Origin of the sequence: Spirosoma montaniterrae, from assembly GCF_001988955.1 — a bacterium.
In the GTDB taxonomy this organism is placed as follows: domain Bacteria; phylum Bacteroidota; class Bacteroidia; order Cytophagales; family Spirosomataceae; genus Spirosoma; species Spirosoma montaniterrae.
Window position 1 is genome coordinate 4,848,152 of the sequence record NZ_CP014263.1, and the last position, 21,283, is coordinate 4,869,434.

Below are 21,283 nucleotides of genomic sequence, written 5' to 3' on the forward strand. Positions count from 1 at the left end.
CTCATTTTCCCTCCGCGAATCTCTGTGTAATAACTCCAACTCAACTGCCAATCTCAAAAAAACGTACCTCGGCCCGCACCTGACGTAGCAGTTCGCGGGTGCGTTCGGGACGGGCATCAGTAACGAAAATCTGGCCGAATGCGCCCGCATCCATGCGCTGAATCAGCTTGCCAATCCGATGGTCGTCTAACTTGTCGAAGATGTCGTCTAAAAGTAAAATAGGCTTAACGGTTTTAGTTGCTTCGAGTTGGTCGAATTGGGCGAGTTTCAGGGCAATTACAAACGTTTTCTGCTGTCCCTGCGACCCGAATTTTTTAAGCGGCACCGGGTCGTTTCTGCCAATCAAAAAACTATAGTCGTCTTTGTGTACGCCCATTGTGGTGCGTTGCAGCACCGTATCCCGCCGACGAAAGTGCCGAAACTCGGCGGCAAAATCGGGGTTGCTCACCTCCGATTCGTAAACAATGTTCACGGCTTCGCGCTCGTCGCTCAGGTAGGCGTAATGTGACTGAAAATCAGGCAAAAACTCGATTATGAATTGCTGTCTCCGGTCGTGAATCCGCTGTCCGATTTCCAGTAGCGGCTCGTCGTAGGTATCTAATAAATCGTTATCGACCTGATTTCGCTCGGCAAATAGTTTCAGCAGACTGTTACGCTGTTTCAGCACCTGCTGATACGCTAAATAATCGCGCAGATAAGCACTGTCGAGTTGGGAGAGAACACCATCGAAAAAGTGACGCCGGTCTTCCGAATGATCGCGCACGAGGTCGGTATCATTGGGTGCCATCAACACTACCGGAAATCGTCCAATGTGTTCACTGACGCGTTCATAAGGTTTTTTATCGGCCATAAGTACCTTACGCTGACCGCGTTGCAGGCTAATCGTAATCTGCGTATGATGGTGTTCCGACTCCTCGAAGATACCGTCAATAATAAAATAATCGGCTTCATGCTGAATAGTAAGAGCGTCCTGATTCTGAAAGGCACTTTTGCTGAGCGATAGAAAATAAACGGCGTCTAAGAGGTTGGTTTTGCCGCTGCCGTTTGGGCCAACAATTACGTTCACCTGCCTCCCGAACGCATAGCGTGCGTCTTCGTAGTTTTTAAAATTAGTCAGGCTCAGCTTTTCGAGATGCATAGCTATTGAATACCGGCAGAATGCGTAATTTCGCAGCAGCTTTGGTTTATGACAGGGTATAAGCCAGTCATTCCGCAACAAAGATATAGCCGGTTTGTTAGGTTAACGGTAATGCGGTAGCCCGACCGAAGTACGGACTCAATAGAATACATCCTCATGGCAAGCGTCAAAGAGAAAAGCCCGGCCTCTGCGCCGGTAAAACAAAACGGCAAAGCTCCGGCTCCGGCTCAAACCCAGCACCCTAAAGAGCGGTACATGTATTGGTACGAGTCGATGCAGTTGCAACGCAAGTTTGAAGAAAAAGCGGGGCAGCTCTACGGTCAACAAAAAATCCGGGGCTTCTGCCACCTTTATATCGGGCAGGAAGCCGGTTCGTCGGGTTCTTACTCGGCCCTGACCAAAGACGACAAGTGGATTACGGCCTACCGCGATCACGGCATTCCGCTTGCCCTCGGTTCTGACCCGAAAGCGGTAATGGCCGAATTATTCGCCAAGCAAACCGGCTCGTCGAAAGGCAAAGGCGGGTCGATGCACATTTTCGACAAGTCAGTCAATTTTGTGGGTGGGCATGGTATTGTGGGTGCGCAGATTCCGATGGGGGCAGGCATTGCCTTCGCCGAAAAATACAACAAGACCCAGAATCTCTGCATCTGTTTCTTTGGCGATGGAGCCGTTCGGCAGGGTGCGCTGCACGAAGCCTTCAACATGGCGATGCTCTGGAAACTGCCCGTCATCTTCGTGGTTGAGAACAATGGCTACGCCATGGGAACATCAGTAGCCCGCACCTCCAACGTAACCGAATTGTACACCATCGGCGAAGCCTACGACATGCCTTCGGAGCCGGTCGATGCCATGGATGTAGAAGCCGTTCACGAAGCCGTTAGCCGCGCTGCCGAACGCGCCCGCGCTGGCGAAGGCCCAACATACCTTGAGTTTCGCACCTACCGCTACCGGGGCCACTCGATGTCGGACCCGCAGAAGTATCGTTCCAAAGAAGAAGTGGAGCAATACAAACAACGCGACCCTATCGAGATGGTTAAGTCCCGGATTCTGGAGCGCGGTATTGCCACCGAAGAAGAGCTAACAGCCATCGATCAGAAAATTAAAGGCATCGTTGATGAGTCGGTGAAATTCGCCGAAGAATCGCCGTACCCACCTGCCGAAGAAGCGTACAAAGATGTGTATGTACAGCAGGATTATCCGTTTCTGAAAGAATAGTGGTGGTGTGTGAGAGGTAATACCCTCCAAAATATCGGTAAGTCGCACAGTATAAAGCCTGGCCCAATGGTCAGGCTTTATACATTTTACGTGCTTTTCCAACCTTTTGCCTGTTTGTTTACCCTTTAGCACGAAGCAACTGAAAACTGCATGTTTCGCTTGGCAAACACGCCCGACATACCCGAATCGGAACGCCGGACCGCCGAACTGGTCGAACGCTGTCGTCAGCACGACCGCACGGCGCAGCGGCTGTTGTTCGAGCAGTATAAGCGGGCCATGTTTTCGACCGCGTATCGCATCACCAATAATTACGACGATGCCAATGATGCTTTGCAGGACGCATTTGTAGACGTATTCCGAAACCTCGATCAGTTCGCGTTTCGGTCAACGCTGGGAGCCTGGATTAAAACGATTGTGGTGCGGCAGGCTATTCGGAAGCATCGGCTGGAAAGTCGCTTCGAAACCATCGATGAAGCAATACATGATCAGCCCGCGCCCCTGCCCGATACAGTAACCGGAGCCGAGTTAGACGCTGTTATCCGAACCCTGCCCGATGGTGCGCGAACGGCGTTTCTGCTGGCCGAAGTAGAGGGCTACAGCCACAAAGAGATTGCTGAGATGCTCGGTATCGCGGAAGGTACGTCGAAGTCGCAGGTGAGTTATGCGAAGAAATTAATCAGAACCAGGATTGGTGGGGATTTACGGGATTAAACAGAATTTTTGAGATGAGCTACCCTCAACTGCCTGAATATGAACCACACCCGGACCTCTGGCACCGGATCGAAGCCGACCTCGACACCGACGAACGGCTGGCGCGTGCGGTGGGCGATTTGCCCCTGTTTGCGCCACAAGCCGATTTGTGGGAACGTATTGACGCCGAACTGAACAATGAAGCCGGGCGGGTGGTGGTGCATCCGGCCACGGAGGCCAAACGATGGCCGTTGTTTAGGAACGTGCAGCCTCTTTGGGCAGGAATGGCGGCAGCGGCCTGCGTGGTGCTGGTGGGTATCTGGCTGTTCTGGCGACCCACAAATTCGGCCAATGAGCGCATCGAATACGCCGTTGAAACCAGCACCAACTGGTCGGGTGCGTCGGCAGAGACCGCCACCGATGCCGACCGCCGGGCCGAAGAATTCATCACGCAGCAGTGCGCCGAACAGGCGTTGGTCTGCAATCGGCCCGAAGTGCATGAATTGCGGGTGCAATTAGATGAACTGAAAACAGAAGCGCAGCGACTCGACAACGAACGGCAAATTTTTGGTGACGACCCCGCGTTGGTGCGGGCGCAGGTGAAACTCGAAAACCAACGCGCCGAAGTGACCAAAGAACTCATAACACGCCTACGCTCATGAAAATAGTTCGTTTAAACGCAGGGAAGCAGAGGATTACGCAGAGACCGCAAAGAAGAACTCAGCGTTCTCTGCGGATATCTCTGTTGGCTCTGCGTTTGTTCTTTTTTGCTGCACTCTCTTCTGCCCAGACGCCCGTGCAGGTAGTAACGAAGGTAGTGGAGAAGGAAATTCCGTATACCGACGGGCAGCGCATCCGGCTGGCAGCTCAGAAGGCCGACATAATTCTGAAAGGATGGAACCGCCCAGCCGTTTCGGTAAAACTCCGGCTCGTTGCCAAACACCCCGACCGTGCCGTGGCTGAGCGAGAGGTGGCGTATCATCAATACACGCTGCAAGCCAATCAGAACGAAATCGAACTGGCGAACCGCTTTGTGATTCCGCAGCGGGCGGGCCGATTGCAGGGGCAGTTAAAGGCCATTTACGAGGTCAGTGTGCCCGCCAGAGCGTTGCTGACCATTACCAACAGCTTCGGTGATTTGCGACTGACCGATCTGCTGGGTGATACCAACCTGAAATTTGAGTTTGGCAAGCTGATACTTGAAGACATCGGCGGTAAGCTGACAGTTGTTTCGGACTACGGCGACATCGACGGGCGCAACCTCGATGCCCAACTGACCCTCCGGGCCGAAAAAGCCGACGTAACCCTGCGCGACCTCGCCGGGCGAGTCAACATCAAAAGCCGATACGGCAAACTCACCCTGTTGCCCATTCCTTCGCTCGGTAGCCTGACGGTCGAAGCGGCCCGAACCGACGTGTTGGTAGCCACCCGGCGCGTGTCAGACTTCCGGTACGACGTCATTACAACCTTTGCCGACATCCGCGTACCCGAATCCGTTGCAGGCGAGGTAAGCAAATTAGGCAGCAAACAGACCTTCACCTACCAGCCACCGGGGACACGCAAACCGGAAATTCAAATTCAAAATAGTTATGGTAACGTGGTCATTCAGGGCGAAAAACCGCTCGTTGACCGATAAACACTCCTATAAATTCATCACTATGAAACCGACTCTATTGTTTTTCCTGCTCTGTTCCTGTGCCGTGAATGCCCAAACCACCGACAGCACCCGCATTGAACACACAACCGAAGACCCGGCAGTTTCGGCTTCGGAGTTCAAACGGCTCGTTCGCTACATCACCCGCGCCGACGTGGAGGAAAAGACGTTGATCAAGCTGGGGTTTTGGCCTTCAACAGACCGCCGTCCAACGTATGAGAATCGGACATTCGGCATTGGTCTCAACCTTGACGTTTCAATAGAGCAAAAAATAACTCCGGCACTTTCATTCGTGGCTGGCGTAACTGGATTAGCTCGGTATGAAACATATAGAATAACAAAACTCATAAACCCAGTTCCCGGAATACCACCCACCTCGACCTATTACGACCGTCTTGAATGGGGACGAGATATAGAACTGAGTGCCAGACTCGGATTTCGTTACTATTACAACCTCCTTGCACGAATGAGAAAAGGGCTTTCAGCGAATAATTTTTCTGCAAACTATATCGCAGCGCAGGTCTCTGAACCGTTCCTGCAATTTGGCGATGGTGAGGTATACAACCGATTAACTGAAGATAGACGGAGATATTCATTTCGCGATAATTTGCTGGGTGATCCTCAGCCGCGCATACTGGTAGGTTACGGCATACAACGGCGGCTTGGCAGATCAGGGTTTTTCGATATCAATGCTGGGCCTGAAATCATTTTCACGGGTGGATCTGGCACCCGAACTTCCCTCCAAATCAACGCGCTCATCGGCTTAGGCTGGTGATTTTTTAGGTTCCGAACGCGGGATGCTGTGTCGTTTCAAGATTCGTTTTGCTTCGGTTTGGCCGGTTTCGGTTTTGCGGGGCTGATGCAACTTCACGCGGGCTGCGCGGGCGGTTTCAGCAATGTTAATGATGGGAGCGGGGTAATCGATGCCGACGTGAAAATTGTACATATCCTGTTCGAGCAGAGGCATTGTCCAGGGTTCGTGGATGTAGGCAACGGGGCAGTTGGCTAATTCGGGCACCCACTGTCGAATGAAAACACCCTGCGGGTCGTGGTCCTGCGACTGTTTTACGGGGTTGTAAATACGCACGGTGTTGGTGCCGGTCATGCCTGCCTGCATCTGAATCTGGGCATAGTGAATACCCGGCTCGAAGTCGGTATAGAGCCGGGCGAGGTGCCAGCCACCTTCCTGCCAGTGTTGCAACAAATGGTGCGTCAGAAACGAGGTCAGCATGGCACGCATTCGGAAGTTGATATAGCCCGTTGCGGTCAGACAACGCATACAGGCGTCTACGAGCGGGTAGCCCGTTTGTCCATCGCGCCAGGCCGCGTACAGGTCGGGGTTGTGGTTTTTCGCGATGGCGTCGAAGGCGCGATTTACGTTCTCGAACTCGATGCGGTCTTCGCTCTCGAATTTCTGAATAAAATGACAGTGCCAGCGTAACCGCGATGCAAACGCGCCGAACTGCCGCCCCAGTCCCGGCAGGGCCGGATTCTTTGCCGCCAGCAATTGCGCCTGAAACACCTGCCGAATACTTAGACACCCCCACGCAATATAGGGCGACAACCGGCTGCACCCCCGCCGACTTTCGAGTGGTTTCGAGATGGAGCGGGCGTAGAGCGTAATGCGTTCATGCAGAAAACTATCCATGTACCGGTGCGCGTTGTACTCGCCACCGGGCTGAAACAGCGGGTTAGGCTGCTGCCAGTCGGCGGGCAGGTCGGGGCCTCGGTGGTTGTTATACCAATCGTCGGGCAGGTGGGCCGGTTGCCAATGGCTGAAGTTAGGGTGTTGTTGGGGCGCACGCATGGTTTTCTGCCAGTCGGTTGCCCACGATTCCCGGTCGCGCAGGGGCCGAATAACACCGTTGCTTTGCCATTCGCGCCAGTCGATGCCCTGTTGGCGGCAAAACGCGGCTACGGCTTTGTCGCGGTGGTAGGTCACGCGCAGGCCGGTTTCTTCGTATGAAAAGATTGTGTCGATAGTGAAGCGTTCGTGTAATGCCCGCAGCACATCGGGCACCTCGCCCCGAAATACCCAAACGTGGGCTTGCCCAGCCATGCCGGGTTCAATAGCCGGTTCGTCGTCAAAAACAAAAGGAAGCCATTCGTGGGTAGATGTCTGTTCGCTTTTGGGCGACACTACATGGCCTGATAACTGCCGGTTTAAATCCTGCAAACATTCGTACACAAATCGCCAGTGCCGCAAATCATAGTTTGGGTCGGCCATAACCGACGGTTCAAAACAATACAGTAGCAGGAGCGGCTTCCCGGCTTCGATAGCGGCCTGTAGGGGCGCGTGATCGCGCAGACGCAAATCGCGTTTAAACCAGAGAATGTTGATGGAAGAAATTATCACGTTTCGTAAGCGGACGAATTAATTCCGGGACGCGTAGTCCGGGACGCGTAGTCCGGGACGCGTAGTTGCCCATTTACGAAAGGCACCATTCTCTGAAATTGTTTCAGACGTCAATGTTATCCACAATTAATTGTGGATAACATTGGTGAAATTGAGCAAAATGTGGATAAAAAGACTACTTTATTCAACAACTACCCATTTAGTGTCAGATTGCCGGTTTTAGTGTACCGGATTTCTTCTTCTGCCAGCATCTGCTGAACCGTCTGCGCCAGCGTGTCGGCGTCGGTCTGAGCGAAATAATGCGATAGCTGTTTTGGCGAAACGCCCGGCCCGTTGGCGAGCGCAACATAATCGCGCACCTGTTCGCGCACAACCGACGTAGCTCGGTCAGCACTCTTTTTCTTTTTGATGCAGTTGTCGCAGATACCGCAGGCGTCGCCGGGTTTTTCGCCGAAGTAAGCTTGCAGCAGGCGTGTGCGGCACTGCGTTGGGTGTTCGGTGTAGAGTATGGCGGCCTGCACTTTGCGCTGTGCCAGTTCTTTACGCCGGTTCAGCTCGGCTATGTCGATGGGTAGGGTAGGGGCATCGAGCCGGGGTGTCAGATACGTTAGCTGCGGTTTGTCTTTCTGCTTTTCATAAATCACTACGTTGCGCTGGTGCAACTGCGTCAGCATGGCTTCTATTTCGCTTTGGTTCAGCATATACGCCCGCGCCAGTGCCGATTCCTGAATGGTCACAAAATCGGTAAACAACTCACCTCCATACATTCGCAACAGCAGTTTCAGAAACGGGTCGAGCTTGGGGTTCATGACCTGAAACTCGTACAACTGCCGGTTATCGAGCAGAATCGTTAGCCGCGACGGGTGGAAATATTGTTCATTTAACTGGATAAGCCCTTCCAACTGAAGCTGTTGCAGGGCGTAGTGCGTTTCCTGAGCAGGCAGACTGAAAGTAGCCGTAAACGCGCCCATGTCGAAATCATAACTGGCAAACTCGCCCCCGCCCAGCGGCACGGCGGTATAATTTGCCAACGCCTGATATACCCGGCGCAACATCGCCACCGGCTGATGCATCTGCTCGGTACGGAACCGCAGACTGTCGAGATCGGCAGGCGTGTAGAGCATAACGGCGTATGCTTTTTGCCCGTCGCGCCCGGCCCGACCCGCTTCCTGGTAGTAGGCTTCGAGCGAGTCGGGCACGTTGAGATGCACCACCACGCGCACGTCGGGTTTGTCGATTCCCATACCGAACGCGTTGGTTGCTACCATCACCCGAATTTGATCCTGAATCCAGGCATCCTGCTTATCGGCACGTTGCTGAGTGGTCAGACCCGCGTGGTAAAAATCGGCGGCCACGCCCGCCCCTTGCAGTAGCTGCGCCACCTGCTGTGTTTGTCGGCGGCTGCGCACGTACACAATGCCGCTGCCCGGCACGTTGTTCAGGATTTTTAGTAGTCGTTCCTCTTTATTTTCTTCCAGAACGGCTGAATAGGAGAGATTAGGCCGGGCAAACGTCTGCCGGAAAATACGCACCTGCCCGTCGTTGGCGGGGCGCATCGCCAGCTTATCGACAATGTCGGTCTGCACGTCGGGCGTAGCCGAGGCCGTGAGGGCAATTACGGGCGTATCGGGAATGAGTTCGCGGAACTCGGCAATTTTCAGGTACGGCGGGCGGAAATCGTAGCCCCACTGCGAAATACAGTGCGCTTCGTCGACAGCCAGCAGGCAAACCGGCATCAGCTTCACGCGTTCGATCACGATTTCAGTGCGTAACCGTTCGGGCGAGAGATACAGAAATTTGGTGTTCCCGTAGATACAGTTGTCTAATATCGTATCGATTTCGCGGTAGTGCATCCCGGAATAGATGGCCGCTGCCGGAATACCGCGCCGACGCAATTGTTCGACCTGATCTTTCATGAGCGCGATCAGGGGCGTTACCACAATACATACGCCCCGCAGGGCCAGCGCGGGCACCTGAAAGCAAAGCGATTTGCCCCCGCCCGTGGGCATCAATACCAGCGCATCGTGCCGTTCGAGTACGGTGTTGATTATGTCTTCCTGCATGGGCCGGAAGGCGGTATAACCCCAAAATTGCTGAAGTATCTGGCGAATTGTCATGAGTAATAAAGTACTGCAAATTTACAGCCTCGAAAGACAAATCGGGCGAAGGCTCGTTTACGTTTATAATCTATCACCCAACCAGTATAACCATGCTCCAGAAGATAAACAAAACCGACGAGGAGTGGCGGCAGCAGCTCACCCCGGAGCAATACCGCGTAACGCGTACCAAAGGCACCGAACGGCCTTATTCGGGCGAGTATTGCGAAGCGCACGACCCCGGTTTATACGGATGCGTATGCTGCGGTACGGAATTATTCGAGTCAACTACTAAATTTGAGTCGGGAACAGGCTGGCCCAGCTTTACGGCACCTATCGACGACGAACGTACTCGGTTGGAAAAAGATTACAGCCACGGCATGTTTCGGATCGAGGTGCTGTGTAATGTGTGCGATGCGCATCTGGGGCACGTTTTCAACGATGGCCCACCGCCAACCGGTATGCGCTACTGTCTGAATTCGGTAGCGTTGGTATTGAAACGCACCGCTGATCCGGCCTGACCAGGTATTATTCAACTATTACTCTCAACGACGAGCACATGCGTTCTTGGAAGCCATTGGCAAGATTACTGGTCCTTATCTTGCTGATTGACGGGGGAAGCGGGAGACTTCTACGGGCGCAATCGGCTCAACATCAGGCAACGGTTTCACCACCGGGAGGCTACCGGCAGTTTGTTCGGCAGATGCGTACCGAGCGGCCCGGCAATCAGATCACCTGTTTCCGAACCGACCAAAGCGAACTGGCGCGGGTATTGCCACCCGACGCTTTTCGGCAGGGTCGGCGCGATGGCAGCGGGCGGTTGGCGGCTCCTACGGCACAGATAAGCGTCAACTACACGAACTTTCCTGCCGAAGCCCGCCGGGCGTTTCAGTACGCCGTCGATATATGGGCCACGCTGATTTCGTCGCCCGTACCGATTCGGATTCAAGCCAACTGGGCGTTGCAGGAACCCGGCGAATTGGGTTCTGCCGGACCAACCTCTTACATCATCGGCCCCGACGGAGCGCAGAAAGCGTATGGCTACTATGCCATTGCGCTGGCCGAGAAAATTGCCCGCCGGCAACTCAACGACCCCAACGCGCCCGACATTATTGCCAACATTAACCGGAACGTGACCTGGTACTATGGTATCGATGGCAAAACCCCCGCCGACCGAACAGACTTAGTGACCGCTGTTTTGCACGAACTTACCCACGGTTTCGGCTTTATCGGTTTCTTCGACGTGCGGAATGGGCTGGGTACGTATTCGGCAAGTTTCCCGTCGGTGTACGATCATTTTATCGAGAACGGTGGCCCCAACGGTTCGCCAGCCGTGCGGGCGGTATCGTCGCCAAACACGCTGCCAGATGGTTCACTGGCATTGGGCAATTACCTGACCAGCGACAATTTGTATTTGAATGGCACGTTGCTGCGCCGGAAGTACGACATTCAGCGACCCCGTATATCGGCCCTGCGCCCGTTCAACCGGGCTGTTAGTTTGTATCACCTCGACACCGATTTCTACGAATTTACGCAAACCGATGCCCTCCTGAAGCCTTATCTAAAGCAAGGATCAGCCATTCATACGCCAGGGCCGATTGTGCTGACGTTCTTCAACGACATGGAGTGGAAAACAACCTCGGTTTTGCACGAGCCACTGGTGAGCAATGAAGAAACCCGCGATCTGGTATTCAGTGCCCGCGTCATCAGCGACACAACCTTCAATCCGGCTACGGTGCGGCTGTTTTATCGGAAAGGTGCGCCAACAGCCCGCGATACGGCCATGACCGCCGTGCCGATGACCCGCGTGGGCAGTACCGATGAGTATCAGTTTACTATACCTGCCGCGCAGGCACAGGGGGAGTTCTGGTATTACATTGCTGCTCAGGACGCCACCAACCGCACCTTCACCAATCCGGGTAAGTTGCCCGCCGGGGCGCAGGCACTGTATCGGGTGTTGACGGGGGCTGATAATATTCCGCCGGTGGTACGGTTTAGCCCACCTAAAAACTTTATTCTCAACACTACCGTTGCCGACAGCCTGCCCATCTATGCCGTTATTTCCGACGAACGCGCCACGGGTATCGGTGAAGCGTATCTGGAATATCAGGTAAACGGCACTGCTCAGCCCAACCTGCCGCTTCGGCTCAACACGGGGCCGATTGGCGGACTTCGCTACGATAGCTTATACGTAAATCGGCTAACGTTTCCGGCCAATTCATTACGGGCGGGCGACCGCATTCGCTACCGAATTGTGGCACGCGACGGCTCGAAAAATCGCAATCAGGCAACTAATCCGGCAACGGGTTTTCACGAATTGCGGGTAGTGGCTCCGCAGGCCGTGCGCGACCGCTACGTCAATACGTTTCAGGACGCCGGGGCGTCGGCGGCTGATTTTGTGACCTACGCCATGAGCGTGACGCAGCCCACGGGTTTCAGCGACCCGGCATTGCACTCCGAACACCCCTACCGCAACGGCAACGATTACCGCTACCAGAGTAATTATGAAAGCGTGTTGCTGTCTCCCGTTCGCGTGGCATCTAACCCCGACAGTGCCGTGATGCGGTTCGATGAGGTGGTGCTGATTGAACCCGGCGAATTTGGTAGCCGGTTTGGGATGGAGGGTTTTCACGATTACCTCATCGTAGAAGGCTCGACGGATAACGGCCAAACCTGGCGACCGCTGCTGGATGGCTACAATGCTCTCGATCAAACCGACTGGCTGGCGGCATACAACCGGAATCTGCTGCAAACCAGCCCATTGGGTAGCCGAACATCGGGTACGGCGGGCGTTCCGGCACTCTACAAACGCCGGACTATTCCGCTGCTAACGACCTTTCGGGCGGGCGATCAGGTGTTGTTTCGGTTCCGGCTTTATGCTGACCGGTATTCTGTAGGCTGGGGCTGGGCGATGGATAATCTGCGTATTCAGGTGCCGCCACCGCCCCCCGTACTGGCAAACGAACCGGCCACCATCGGGCGACTTTCTGTTTATCCGAATCCAGTCAGCGCGAATGTAGTGCGGCTCGATGTTGATTTCGTTCGGCCCACTGCCGAGGTGAATCTGTCGATTGTCGGGCCAACGGGACAGGTCTATCAAAACAAAACGTTGACGGCCATCGGTACGCGACTGCGCGAAGAAATCGACGTGCGGCAACTGCCGACGGGGCTTTATTTCCTGAAGGTTCAGACAGAAGATGGTGCGCTGACGGAGAAGGTTTTAATCTTCTGAATTTTAGACAGCCTCCTACCCTTCGAAAACTTCGCTTAACTCAAGTTCTATACCCGTAACAGGATCTAAGACAGTACCTGCTGAAAAGTTAAGCTGCTGCTGGTCAGGCAATAAAACGGAAATGGTTTGTACGGTCGGGACAACCAGCCACACCGACTTAACGCCTGCCGGGAAGTGTTTTTTGTATATACGGTCGGTCAGGCTATTCAGGCTTTGCTCAGGCGAAAGAATTTCGATTGTTGTGATTGGCACCTCCTCAACGATAATTTCATCGGTGAGCCAGTTTGCCTTACGCTTGGGTATGATGCAAAGATCAGGTCGTGTTTTGCCCGATGCAAAGCTGAAGTCAAGCTCTGTAAGAATGCTGTATTGGTGGCGGTATGATAGGCGCAGCAAAAAAGCCAGATGGCTTTGTAGTTCGGCGTGATTATAACTCGACATTTTTTCGTCTTGAACTTCGTCGGGCACCGGATAATCTAACGTTGTCTCCATATCGCTGTGCTTTTTTCCAAAGATAACGATTTCCGACTCTAATCGTTACCCCTCTTCCTGACCAGTTTTAACGAATCAGCCTGAACACTGGGTAGCTGACAGCGATGAATACAACGGCATAAACACTACTCGAAAAATCGCCGATGACCACGCCCGCCAGAAACGCCAGCGACACAATCAGTAGTGTCCAGGTCGAGAACGGATAACCCCACGCCCGCACAGGCCGGGGCAGATCGGGTTCGGTCTGGCGTAACCGGATTAGGGCCGCAAACGCCGACGCATAGCCCAGCACAAAAAAGAACGTGGCAATGTCCGACAATTTGCTGTAGGTATTACTGGCAATCATAGCGATAGACGTCAGTGCCGTGATCAGTACGGCGTAGATGGGCGTTCCGCCATTATTCACGAATCCGGCAAAGCGGAAAAACAGGCCGTCGCGGCTCATGGCGAAAATCACGCGTGGGTTGAACATCAACTGCGCGTTGATGATGCCCAGAATAGAAATCATCAACAGAAACGTGACCACCTGCGCACTGCCCGGCCCGAACAGCAGTTGTACGGCATCGGCAGCGGGCAGCTTCGAGTTCGCCAGTACGTCCATCGGCAGTACGTAGAGCAGAGCCAGATTCACCAGAATATAAATGGCGATAATCAGCAGCACCCCGCTCATCATCGACCGGGGCAGGTTGCGGCTGGGGTTGGTATCTTCTTCGGTAAAATAGGCCGCTGTGTGCCAGCCGTCGTAGGTGTAGAACACGGATTGCAGGGCGGCCAGCACACCAAGCCAAACGCCACCCTCGGCCAGCGGTCGCACCGATTCGGTTGTAATGGCTGCGGGTTGTTCGGGCGTGATCACGAAGCAGACAACCACAAAAATTAACAGGCCAACGGCTTTCAGCACACTCATCGCTTCCTGCGCTTTGCTGATAACTTCCACGCCGATGGCATGAAATGCCACAAACGCCAGCAGCACGCCAATGGCGATTAGCTTCTGATAGGGCAGCGTGGCAGGCAGCAGCAATCCCACGTACTCGCTCATGACAGCCGCGCCGAACGCCATGGCCGACACACTGCCAAGCCACATGCTGATGCCGATAACAAAGCCGACGTATGGCCCAAACGCCCGGCGAGCATACACGTACCACGCTCCGGCCTTGGGCAGCATGGTGCCAAGCTCCATAACCGATAAAGCCCCGACAAGCGCGTACAGCCCTACAATGAGCCAGACCGCAATGATAATGGTTGGATTGCCAATGTCCTGAGCAATGGGGCCGGGTTTTCGCAGAATGCCTGTACCGATGGTGCCGCCGATGGTCACGGCCACGCCAAAGCCGACGCCCAATAGTTGTTTGAGTTGATTTTTCGCCATGTTAAGCAATGATAGTGAAAACTCTCCTCATTCTCAGAAAATCGCCGTTCTGCGTATCTTGCCAGCTAAAAAACAGCGATTATGACTACTCCCGACGAACGTTTTGCCGCGCTGAACCTCCAGTTGCCACCCGCACCCGCGCCCAAAGGCGTTTACAAACCCAGTCTGATTGTGGGCAACTTTATTTATGTATCAGGCCACGGCCCCTATCTGCCCGACAATAGCCTGATGACAGGCCGGGTGGGTTCGGAAGTCGATATGGAGTTTGGCATACAGGCCGCTCAGCAGACCGGATTAGCCATTCTGTCGACATTGACAGCCGCGCTTGGTAGCCTGAACCGCGTAAAGCGCGTCGTAAAAGTGCTTGGCATGGTTAATTGCGTGGCCGATTTCGAGGAGCACCCCAAAATTATCAACGGATGCAGCGAATTGTTTGCCCGGATTTGGGGCGAAGAAAACGGTGTTGGCGTTCGTAGTGCCGTTGGCATGGGATCGTTGCCGAGCAATATCTCCGTCGAGATTGAAGCGATGTTTGAACTGGCATAACGGCTTCTGCTTTTATACCTATTTTTGCGCCACTGCCGAACGCCGTGCCTACGGTGCTGGTCGGTACCTAAATAAGCAGATAAAATCGTAAGCGACTAATCGGAACGCCAATGCACATCAACACAAAAAATCCGTGTAAATCGGTGCTATCCGTTTTATCTGTGTTCCTATTCTTTACTATGACGCAGGCTCAGGACATGGCTCGTCGGCTGCACGACGCGCACGATACGTTTAAAGAAAAAACGTTTACGCACCGACGTTTCAAACACCGCGACATTGTGCCACTGCTGAATGCCTTGAACGGGCAAGGGCCGCTAACCGTAGCACAGGCGGGCGAGTCGCTCGAAAAGCGGGCGATTTATAAGGTACAGGCCGGAACAGGGTCAACGCCGATACTGCTCTGGAGTCAGATGCACGGCGACGAAGCTACGGCAACGATGGCCCTGTTCGACCTGTTTAACTTCCTGAAAGCGTCTGGCGATGAGTTCGATGCGTTACGACAGCGGATTCTGACCACAACCACACTGCACGTTGTGCCGATGCTCAACCCCGACGGGGCCGAACGGTTTCAGCGACGCACCGCCACCGACATCGATATGAACCGCGATGCCCTGCGGCTGCAAACGCCCGAAGGAAATCTGCTTAAGACGCTGCAACAGACGCTGAAACCGCTGGTTGGTTTTAACCTGCACGACCAAAACCCACGATACAGTGTCGGCAAAACGGGCAAACAGGCCGTACTGTCGTTTCTGGCAACGGCCTACGACGAAGACCGCAACGTGAACGACGTTCGGCAACGGTCGATGCAACTCATTGTGGGCATGAACCGCGTGTTGCAGCAGTTTGTGCCGGGGCAAGTTGCCCGCTACGACGACGAATTTGAGCCGCGTGCCTTTGGCGACAACATTCAGAAGTGGGGTACTACGTTGATTTTGATTGAGTCGGGCGGCTATAAATATGACACGGAGAAGATGACCATCCGTCGGCTCAACTTTGTGGCGATCCTGACCGCGCTGGCGTCTATTGCTGAAGAAACGTATAAGCAGGAGCGCGTAGAAGACTATGCCGCTATTCCCGAAAATGGTCGGGCGTTGTTCGATTTGCTCATCCGCAACGCAACTATTGTGCGCGAGGGGCGCAATATTACGGTCGATATTGGCATTAACCGCTATGAAGAAAAGGCTGACTCGGTGGCGCAGAAAAAAGGGCGAATGTTTTGGTACAGGAGCAAAATCGAAGACATTGGCGACCTCTCGACCTTTGGCGGTCTTGACGAAATTGACGCTACTGGCCTGACTCTGACGTCCGCCCGCGTTTATGCCGATACACTCGATAGTGTGAACGACCTCCGTGGGCTTGTTCCGAGCAAACTGGCTGAGCAAGGTATCACGGCCTTTAAAGTTCGCCAACTTAAAAAAGATTACTTTTCCGAAGCACCTGTACATGTGCTTTATGAAGGCAAATTACCCGCCCGCCCGCTCGAGATTGGGCAAATTCCGACGTTTCTGCTTAAGCGAGGAAATCGAATTCAGTACAATTTTGTCAATGGGTTCCCCGTTGGCGGTCAAATAAATCCAACGATGACTGTTAACGGCGTTTCCGAATAAATAGTAGCTTTTTAGCGTAGGCGGCGAAGAAATCATAGGTATGAAAGACTTGCAGCCAATGACTATTTGGCTAAACGTTAATATTGTAAATTGCTGAAATACAGAAAGTTAGGACTGTATCTAAATATAATTCAAGGGTAATATTGGCGTAACGTTGGCGTAACATTGGTCAGGTAGCTTTGCGACGCAATTGCGACACTACGATACCATAAACAGACCAACATGAAGTCAACTATATTCTCTCTTCTATTCACGCTGCTTTCTACTGCCTTGCTGGCTCAAACCGGCACTGTTAGTGGGCTGGTAAAAGACGGTAAAACAAAAGAAGCACTCATCGGCTGTACTGTCCGTATCGACGGTACGCAATTGGGTACAACCACCGACATCGAGGGCAAATTCACGCTGGCGAACGTACCGGCTGGCGTTCAGAAAATAGTTATCTCCTACGTTTCATACAAGGCCAAAGAGATTCCGAACGTTCGGGTCGAATCGGGCAATACAACGGCTATTGACACCGAATTAGACGAAGAAGGCAAGTCGCTTCAGGAAGTAGTAGTTCGGGCCAACCGTGCCACAAATACCGAAATCGCTGTTATCACCGAAGTGAAGCAGATGAAGCCTATCGCGGTAGGTATCTCGGCCATGCAGATTCAGAAATCGCAGGACCGGGATGCCGCAGCCGCTATTCGGCGCGTGCCCGGTGTCAGTATTATCGATAACCGGTTTGTACTGATTCGGGGGTTGGCGGCCCGCTACAATTCGGTACTTATCAACGATGTGATTACGCCCTCGACCGAAGTGGACACACGTTCTTTTTCATTCGATCTGGTTCCGAGCAATATCATCGACCGAATGATTGTGTTCAAGTCAGGTTCGGCGGATCTGCCTGGTGATTTTGCGGGTGGTATCGTTAAAATATATACGAAACGCCGTCCCGACCAGAATTTCATCGACGCTGGTTTCACACTTGGCTATCGCTCTAACACAACGTTTAGAAATGTTCAAACGCACAGCAGAGGTGGCTTGAATGCGTTGGGCCTTTGGAGTGCTGACCAGCAACTTCCGAGCAGTTTCCCTAATCGGGCAGGTGATTTCAATACGCTGAATTCTGCACAACGGGCCGCTTATGCTCAATTATTACCCAACACATGGGCATTAAGCCCAACCTCCGTTGCGCCTGACGTTCGATTCGCGCTAAATACGGGTCGGCGATTCAATGTCGGAGATGTGCGAATTAGTAATCTGACCAGTATAAATTACTCGCTAACCAATCAATATGCTGACATTGATTTTCGGGTTTATGATCCGGGAGCCGTTGCAAATACGGTAACTCAGCAATACAAAGATCAGAACTTTGCCCGTAGCACCCGACTTGGTGTACTTCATAACTGGTCGGCTCGGTTTTCGCCTGCATTCAACCTTGAATGGAAAACGCTGTTCAATCAACTCAGCACAACAGAGACCGTTATCCGTGAAGGCCAGAACATCGATAACGCAAATGATGTACGCAGCTTCTCGCAACGGTTCGAAAATCGAAGTATTTTAACTACTCAACTGGCTGGGGAGCACGTTGTCAGTGAGCTTACCCGTATCAACTGGGTTGGAAGTTTTGGTTATACGGGTCGATGGGAGCCTGACTGGAAGCGGGCGCGATACATCCGGTCCATTGGTACAAATGATCCTTACACAGTAGTAACGCCTAATGACCCTACGCCTACCGAAACGGGCCGTTTCTACTCTAAATTAGGGGAATACACGTATTCTGCCATTGCGAACGCTGAACACACGTTTGGTAATCCTACTGACCGGGAGCCAAATAAGATTCGATTTGGCGTGTATGGCGAACGTAAAAACCGGGATTTTGCCGCCCGCTTTTACGGATACCAAACGGTGGGGAATGCTTCTGAATCACTTAGACAACGTGATATCAGCACGGTTTTCGCCCGTGAGAACGTAACCGGCCAGAATGGCACCTTCTCGCTGCTTGATGGTACGCGTGACCTCGATTCGTATCAAGGTATCAACTCGTACATTGCAGGATATGTAAGTGGTGACGTAAACTTCGGACCGAAAGCGAATTTGACGGTGGGCTTCCGGGGCGAATACAACGACCAAGAAGTGCGGGCTATCGTCCGTAACGTTGACACGCGGCTGGTATCCAACAAAATATTTAGCCCCTTACCTTCCATAAACTTTACGTATAAGTTGAGTGAGCGAACAAATCTGCGGTTTGCCTACTCATCATCAGTCAACCGGCCTGAGTTTCGTGAATTAGCCCCTTTTCGTTATTATGATTTCAACTTGCTGGCTGATATCCAAGGAAATACGACACTTACAACGGCAACCGTTCAAAACGCAGATGCGAAATGGGAATTCTATCCAACGCCAAATGAGTTGATTTCGGTGACGGGTTTCTATAAGTATTTTAACCGTCCTATTGAATCGTTGCTGTTGCTACAGGCTAACGGATTTGCCTACACGTTTTTCAACAGCCAATCGGCACAGAATTACGGCGTAGAAATAGAAGCACGTAAAAGCTTCGAAAATTCTTCAAGTGCTTTCCTTAAGAACCTGACATTAGTTGGTAACGTGTCGCTCATCAAGAGCCGGGTTGTGGTAGGTGATGTTGTTACAGCTCCTGACCTGAGTGGGCAAATCAACGAGTATCAAGGTGTAACAGACACCGAGCGGCCACTCAGCGGGCAGTCGCCATACCTGATTAATTTGGGCCTATACTACGCGGCTCCTAAGTCGGGCTGGCAGGGGAATATTTTGTACAACGTTTTCGGGCAGCGGATTTTTACGGTTGGGAATATCCAAAACCCGACTGTTTATGAGATGCCGCGTCATGTAGTCGATATAAACGTAACGAAGCAGGTTGGCAAATCGCTTGAGTTGCGCTTAGGTATTCAGGATATTCTCAATCAGCCGGTTCGTTTCTCACAGGATTTTAACCGGGATGGGAAAATAGGTAAAGATGTTACATCGCGTACTGCCGATGCAGACCAGGACATCCGGAATTTTCGGCGGGGTAGCTACTACACAATTAGTGCCGTGTACACATTTGGTCGACGAATCATTGTACCATAGACACCAACAAACGAACAAATAAACAAACCCAATCTCTTATGCAACGTTTCAAACAGTGGCAGTACGCGCTGCTTCTCTTACTTGGCTTGACGGTCGTTTTCGCAGCCTGTAATAATGATGACCAGCCAGCACCGGTACTGAGTATCACAGGAATCAATCCAACTTCAGCACCCATTAACAGTACTGTCACAATCACCGGTACTGAGTTCAATGCAACGCCAGCCAGCAACACGGTAACATTTGGTGGCAATGCGATAGCTACGGTTGTTAGTGCGTCGCCGACTCAACTCGTTGTAGTTGTGCCAGCCAATGCGCAAAACGGAACCATCTCAGTAACGACAGGCGGGCAAACCGCAACCAGCACTCAACAGTTTCAACTAAGTGCTCGTCCTACTGTAACCGTGGCAGGAAACATAACTGCAAACACGACCTGGACGGCAGGAAACATTTATGTGCTTCAGGGCTTTGTTAATGTTGATAACGGCGCGACGCTGACTATTGAGCCGGGTACAATTGTTAAAGGTGGAGGTAGAGAGACAGACCCATCTGGTAACCAGCGTGGGGCAACCTTGTTGATTCGTCCAGGTGCCAAGATTAACGCTGCCGGCACTGCTACTAATCCGATCATTTTTACGTCGGGTAGACCGGCTGGGCAACGTGCACGGGGTGATTGGGGTGGTATCTTCCTGATTGGTAAGGCACCAATCAATCAGCCCGGCGGTACACTTCTTGAAGGCGGTGTTGGCGGAACAACGGGTACATTCAATGAACCTGCCGATAATTCAGGTGTTTTACAGTACGTTCGGATCGAATTTAGCGGAATTGCCCTCCTTGCTAACAGCGAAAGTAATGGTCTGACTATGTATGGTGTTGGTTCGGGTACAACCATTGATCACGTGCAGGTTTCTTACGGTGGCGACGATGCATTTGAGTGGTTCGGTGGTACTGTAAACATGAAATACCTGATTGCTTTCCGGGGCTTTGATGATGATTGGGATGTTGATTTTGGCTATACTGGCAAAGTACAGTATGGCGTTGCCCTTCGTGATCCGAATGTTGCAGACGTATCGGGTTCTAACGGGTTTGAATCTGATAATTTTAACCCTGGAGCACCAGCAACAGGGCCGAACGCTGGTCTGCCTTTAACCTCGGCTGTATTTGCGAACATGAGTAATTTCGCATTTAGTGGTGCGCCTTCAAGTGCGCCAACACCGGGCGGTAGCGGTCCATATCAGTCTGGTATGCACCTGCGTCGGAACACAGCTATTAGCATTTTTAACTCGGTGCTATGTGGATATCCTGAAGGGCTACGTTTAGATGCTCAGCCAAACACGACCAACACACTGGAAAACGCAACAAGCGGAGCATTGCAGTTGCGAGGTATTGTCGTGGCCAACACAAATACGCCTGTACGTGGTGCACAGTCAATCACTAATGATCAGGCAACCGGCTTCTTCAATACGGCAGCGTTCAGCAATCGTATCATTGCTACAGCCGATATTGCTACCCTGTTGCTCAATCCTCAGAATTTCAACTTGGCTGCTCCGAATTTCCTACCTCAAGCTGGCTCACCACTGTTGACTGGTGCCATTTGGGATGGCAAAGGTACCGACGCATTTTTCACAAAAGAACCGTTCCGGGGTGCATTCGGTACTACAGACTGGACCCGTGGTTGGGCTAACTGGGACCCACAGAACGCTCCTTACAACTAATTCAAGACAGTACAATTCAATTTCATATTGGTGTCGCACGAAAGGGCCGGAGCTTTGCTCCGGCTTTTTTCTTGTCTCAAACT

Annotated in this window: 16 protein-coding genes; 11 read left to right on the top strand and 5 right to left on the bottom strand. The window is 52.6% G+C overall.

Annotated elements, in window-relative coordinates:
* Positions 1 to 40: 40 nt before the first annotated feature.
* Positions 41 to 1,138, bottom strand: a complete 1,098-nt coding sequence (recF, locus tag AWR27_RS20875) for a DNA replication/repair protein RecF (protein WP_077132976.1) — start codon at positions 1,136 to 1,138, stop codon at positions 41 to 43.
* Between the two features lie 156 nt (positions 1,139 to 1,294).
* Here recF and pdhA point away from each other — a divergent pair, with 156 nt between their 5' ends.
* The 5 genes from pdhA to AWR27_RS20900 all read left to right on the top strand — a co-directional run bounded on the left by pdhA (position 1,295) and on the right by AWR27_RS20900 (position 5,475).
* Positions 1,295 to 2,356, top strand: coding sequence for a pyruvate dehydrogenase (acetyl-transferring) E1 component subunit alpha (gene pdhA, locus AWR27_RS20880; RefSeq protein WP_077132977.1), 1,062 nt, complete (start codon positions 1,295 to 1,297; stop codon positions 2,354 to 2,356).
* A gap of 150 nt (positions 2,357 to 2,506) precedes the next feature.
* Entirely contained in the window at positions 2,507 to 3,067 is a 561-nt protein-coding gene (locus AWR27_RS20885) for an RNA polymerase sigma factor (RefSeq protein WP_077132978.1), read from the top strand.
* Between the two features lie 14 nt (positions 3,068 to 3,081).
* Positions 3,082 to 3,708 carry a hypothetical protein gene (locus AWR27_RS20890; RefSeq protein WP_077132979.1) on the top strand — a complete coding sequence of 209 codons (627 nt, stop codon included), beginning with the start codon at positions 3,082 to 3,084 and terminating at the stop codon, positions 3,706 to 3,708.
* Between the two features lie 95 nt (positions 3,709 to 3,803).
* On the top strand, positions 3,804 to 4,682 hold the full coding sequence (locus AWR27_RS20895; RefSeq protein WP_157579281.1) for a DUF4097 family beta strand repeat-containing protein: 879 nt from the start codon (positions 3,804 to 3,806) through the stop codon (positions 4,680 to 4,682).
* Between the two features lie 22 nt (positions 4,683 to 4,704).
* Positions 4,705 to 5,475, top strand: a complete 771-nt coding sequence (locus AWR27_RS20900) for a hypothetical protein (RefSeq protein WP_077132981.1) — start codon at positions 4,705 to 4,707, stop codon at positions 5,473 to 5,475.
* Here AWR27_RS20900 and AWR27_RS20905 read toward each other — a convergent pair.
* The gene (locus AWR27_RS20905) at positions 5,464 to 7,056 is read right to left on the bottom strand and encodes a cryptochrome/deoxyribodipyrimidine photo-lyase family protein (RefSeq protein ID WP_083732927.1); all 1,593 of its coding nucleotides are present in this window, start codon (positions 7,054 to 7,056) and stop codon (positions 5,464 to 5,466) included. The genes AWR27_RS20900 and AWR27_RS20905 overlap by 12 nt on opposite strands.
* Positions 7,057 to 7,247: 191 nt before the next feature.
* Positions 7,248 to 9,173: a RecQ family ATP-dependent DNA helicase gene (locus AWR27_RS20910; protein WP_077132982.1), complete on the bottom strand. Its 1,926-nt coding sequence runs from the start codon at positions 9,171 to 9,173 to the stop codon at positions 7,248 to 7,250.
* Positions 9,174 to 9,265: 92 nt separating this feature from the next.
* Here AWR27_RS20910 and msrB point away from each other — a divergent pair, with 92 nt between their 5' ends.
* Both msrB and AWR27_RS20920 read left to right on the top strand, forming a co-directional pair.
* Positions 9,266 to 9,673, top strand: coding sequence for a peptide-methionine (R)-S-oxide reductase MsrB (gene msrB / locus AWR27_RS20915; RefSeq protein WP_077132983.1), 408 nt, complete (start codon positions 9,266 to 9,268; stop codon positions 9,671 to 9,673).
* A 38-nt stretch (positions 9,674 to 9,711) separates the two neighbouring features.
* Entirely contained in the window at positions 9,712 to 12,384 is a 2,673-nt protein-coding gene (locus AWR27_RS20920) for a T9SS type A sorting domain-containing protein (RefSeq protein WP_077132984.1), read from the top strand.
* A gap of 15 nt (positions 12,385 to 12,399) precedes the next feature.
* Here the strand turns inward: AWR27_RS20920 and AWR27_RS20925 are convergent, their stop codons facing one another.
* Positions 12,400 to 12,876 (bottom strand): Uma2 family endonuclease, encoded by a 477-nt coding sequence (locus tag AWR27_RS20925; protein WP_077132985.1) that lies wholly within the window; start codon positions 12,874 to 12,876, stop codon positions 12,400 to 12,402.
* Between the two features lie 67 nt (positions 12,877 to 12,943).
* Positions 12,944 to 14,245, bottom strand: coding sequence for an APC family permease (locus AWR27_RS20930; protein ID WP_077132986.1), 1,302 nt, complete (start codon positions 14,243 to 14,245; stop codon positions 12,944 to 12,946).
* A gap of 81 nt (positions 14,246 to 14,326) precedes the next feature.
* Between AWR27_RS20930 and AWR27_RS20935 the strand changes: the two genes are divergently transcribed.
* The 4 genes from AWR27_RS20935 (at position 14,327) to AWR27_RS20950 (ending at position 21,200) form a co-directional block, all read left to right on the top strand.
* The gene (locus AWR27_RS20935) at positions 14,327 to 14,791 is read left to right on the top strand and encodes a RidA family protein (protein WP_077132987.1); all 465 of its coding nucleotides are present in this window, start codon (positions 14,327 to 14,329) and stop codon (positions 14,789 to 14,791) included.
* Positions 14,792 to 14,970: 179 nt separating this feature from the next.
* Positions 14,971 to 16,398, top strand: a complete 1,428-nt coding sequence (locus tag AWR27_RS20940) for a M14 family zinc carboxypeptidase (RefSeq protein WP_077132988.1) — start codon at positions 14,971 to 14,973, stop codon at positions 16,396 to 16,398.
* Between the two features lie 222 nt (positions 16,399 to 16,620).
* Positions 16,621 to 19,488, top strand: coding sequence for a TonB-dependent receptor (locus tag AWR27_RS20945; RefSeq protein ID WP_077132989.1), 2,868 nt, complete (start codon positions 16,621 to 16,623; stop codon positions 19,486 to 19,488).
* A 38-nt stretch (positions 19,489 to 19,526) separates the two neighbouring features.
* Positions 19,527 to 21,200 (top strand): IPT/TIG domain-containing protein, encoded by a 1,674-nt coding sequence (locus AWR27_RS20950; RefSeq protein WP_077132990.1) that lies wholly within the window; start codon positions 19,527 to 19,529, stop codon positions 21,198 to 21,200.
* Positions 21,201 to 21,283 lie beyond the last annotated feature (83 nt).

Coding starts and splice junctions, on each gene's coding strand:
- recF (WP_077132976.1), bottom strand. CDS start 1,138: ATGCATCTCGAAAAGCTGAGCCTGACTAATTTTAAAAACTACGAAGAC.
- pdhA (WP_077132977.1), top strand. CDS start 1,295: ATGGCAAGCGTCAAAGAGAAAAGCCCGGCCTCTGCGCCGGTAAAACAA.
- AWR27_RS20885 (WP_077132978.1), top strand. CDS start 2,507: ATGTTTCGCTTGGCAAACACGCCCGACATACCCGAATCGGAACGCCGG.
- AWR27_RS20890 (WP_077132979.1), top strand. CDS start 3,082: ATGAGCTACCCTCAACTGCCTGAATATGAACCACACCCGGACCTCTGG.
- AWR27_RS20900 (WP_077132981.1), top strand. CDS start 4,705: ATGAAACCGACTCTATTGTTTTTCCTGCTCTGTTCCTGTGCCGTGAAT.
- AWR27_RS20910 (WP_077132982.1), bottom strand. CDS start 9,173: ATGACAATTCGCCAGATACTTCAGCAATTTTGGGGTTATACCGCCTTC.
- msrB (WP_077132983.1), top strand. CDS start 9,266: ATGCTCCAGAAGATAAACAAAACCGACGAGGAGTGGCGGCAGCAGCTC.
- AWR27_RS20920 (WP_077132984.1), top strand. CDS start 9,712: ATGCGTTCTTGGAAGCCATTGGCAAGATTACTGGTCCTTATCTTGCTG.
- AWR27_RS20925 (WP_077132985.1), bottom strand. CDS start 12,876: ATGGAGACAACGTTAGATTATCCGGTGCCCGACGAAGTTCAAGACGAA.
- AWR27_RS20930 (WP_077132986.1), bottom strand. CDS start 14,245: ATGGCGAAAAATCAACTCAAACAACTATTGGGCGTCGGCTTTGGCGTG.
- AWR27_RS20935 (WP_077132987.1), top strand. CDS start 14,327: ATGACTACTCCCGACGAACGTTTTGCCGCGCTGAACCTCCAGTTGCCA.
- AWR27_RS20940 (WP_077132988.1), top strand. CDS start 14,971: ATGACGCAGGCTCAGGACATGGCTCGTCGGCTGCACGACGCGCACGAT.
- AWR27_RS20945 (WP_077132989.1), top strand. CDS start 16,621: ATGAAGTCAACTATATTCTCTCTTCTATTCACGCTGCTTTCTACTGCC.
- AWR27_RS20950 (WP_077132990.1), top strand. CDS start 19,527: ATGCAACGTTTCAAACAGTGGCAGTACGCGCTGCTTCTCTTACTTGGC.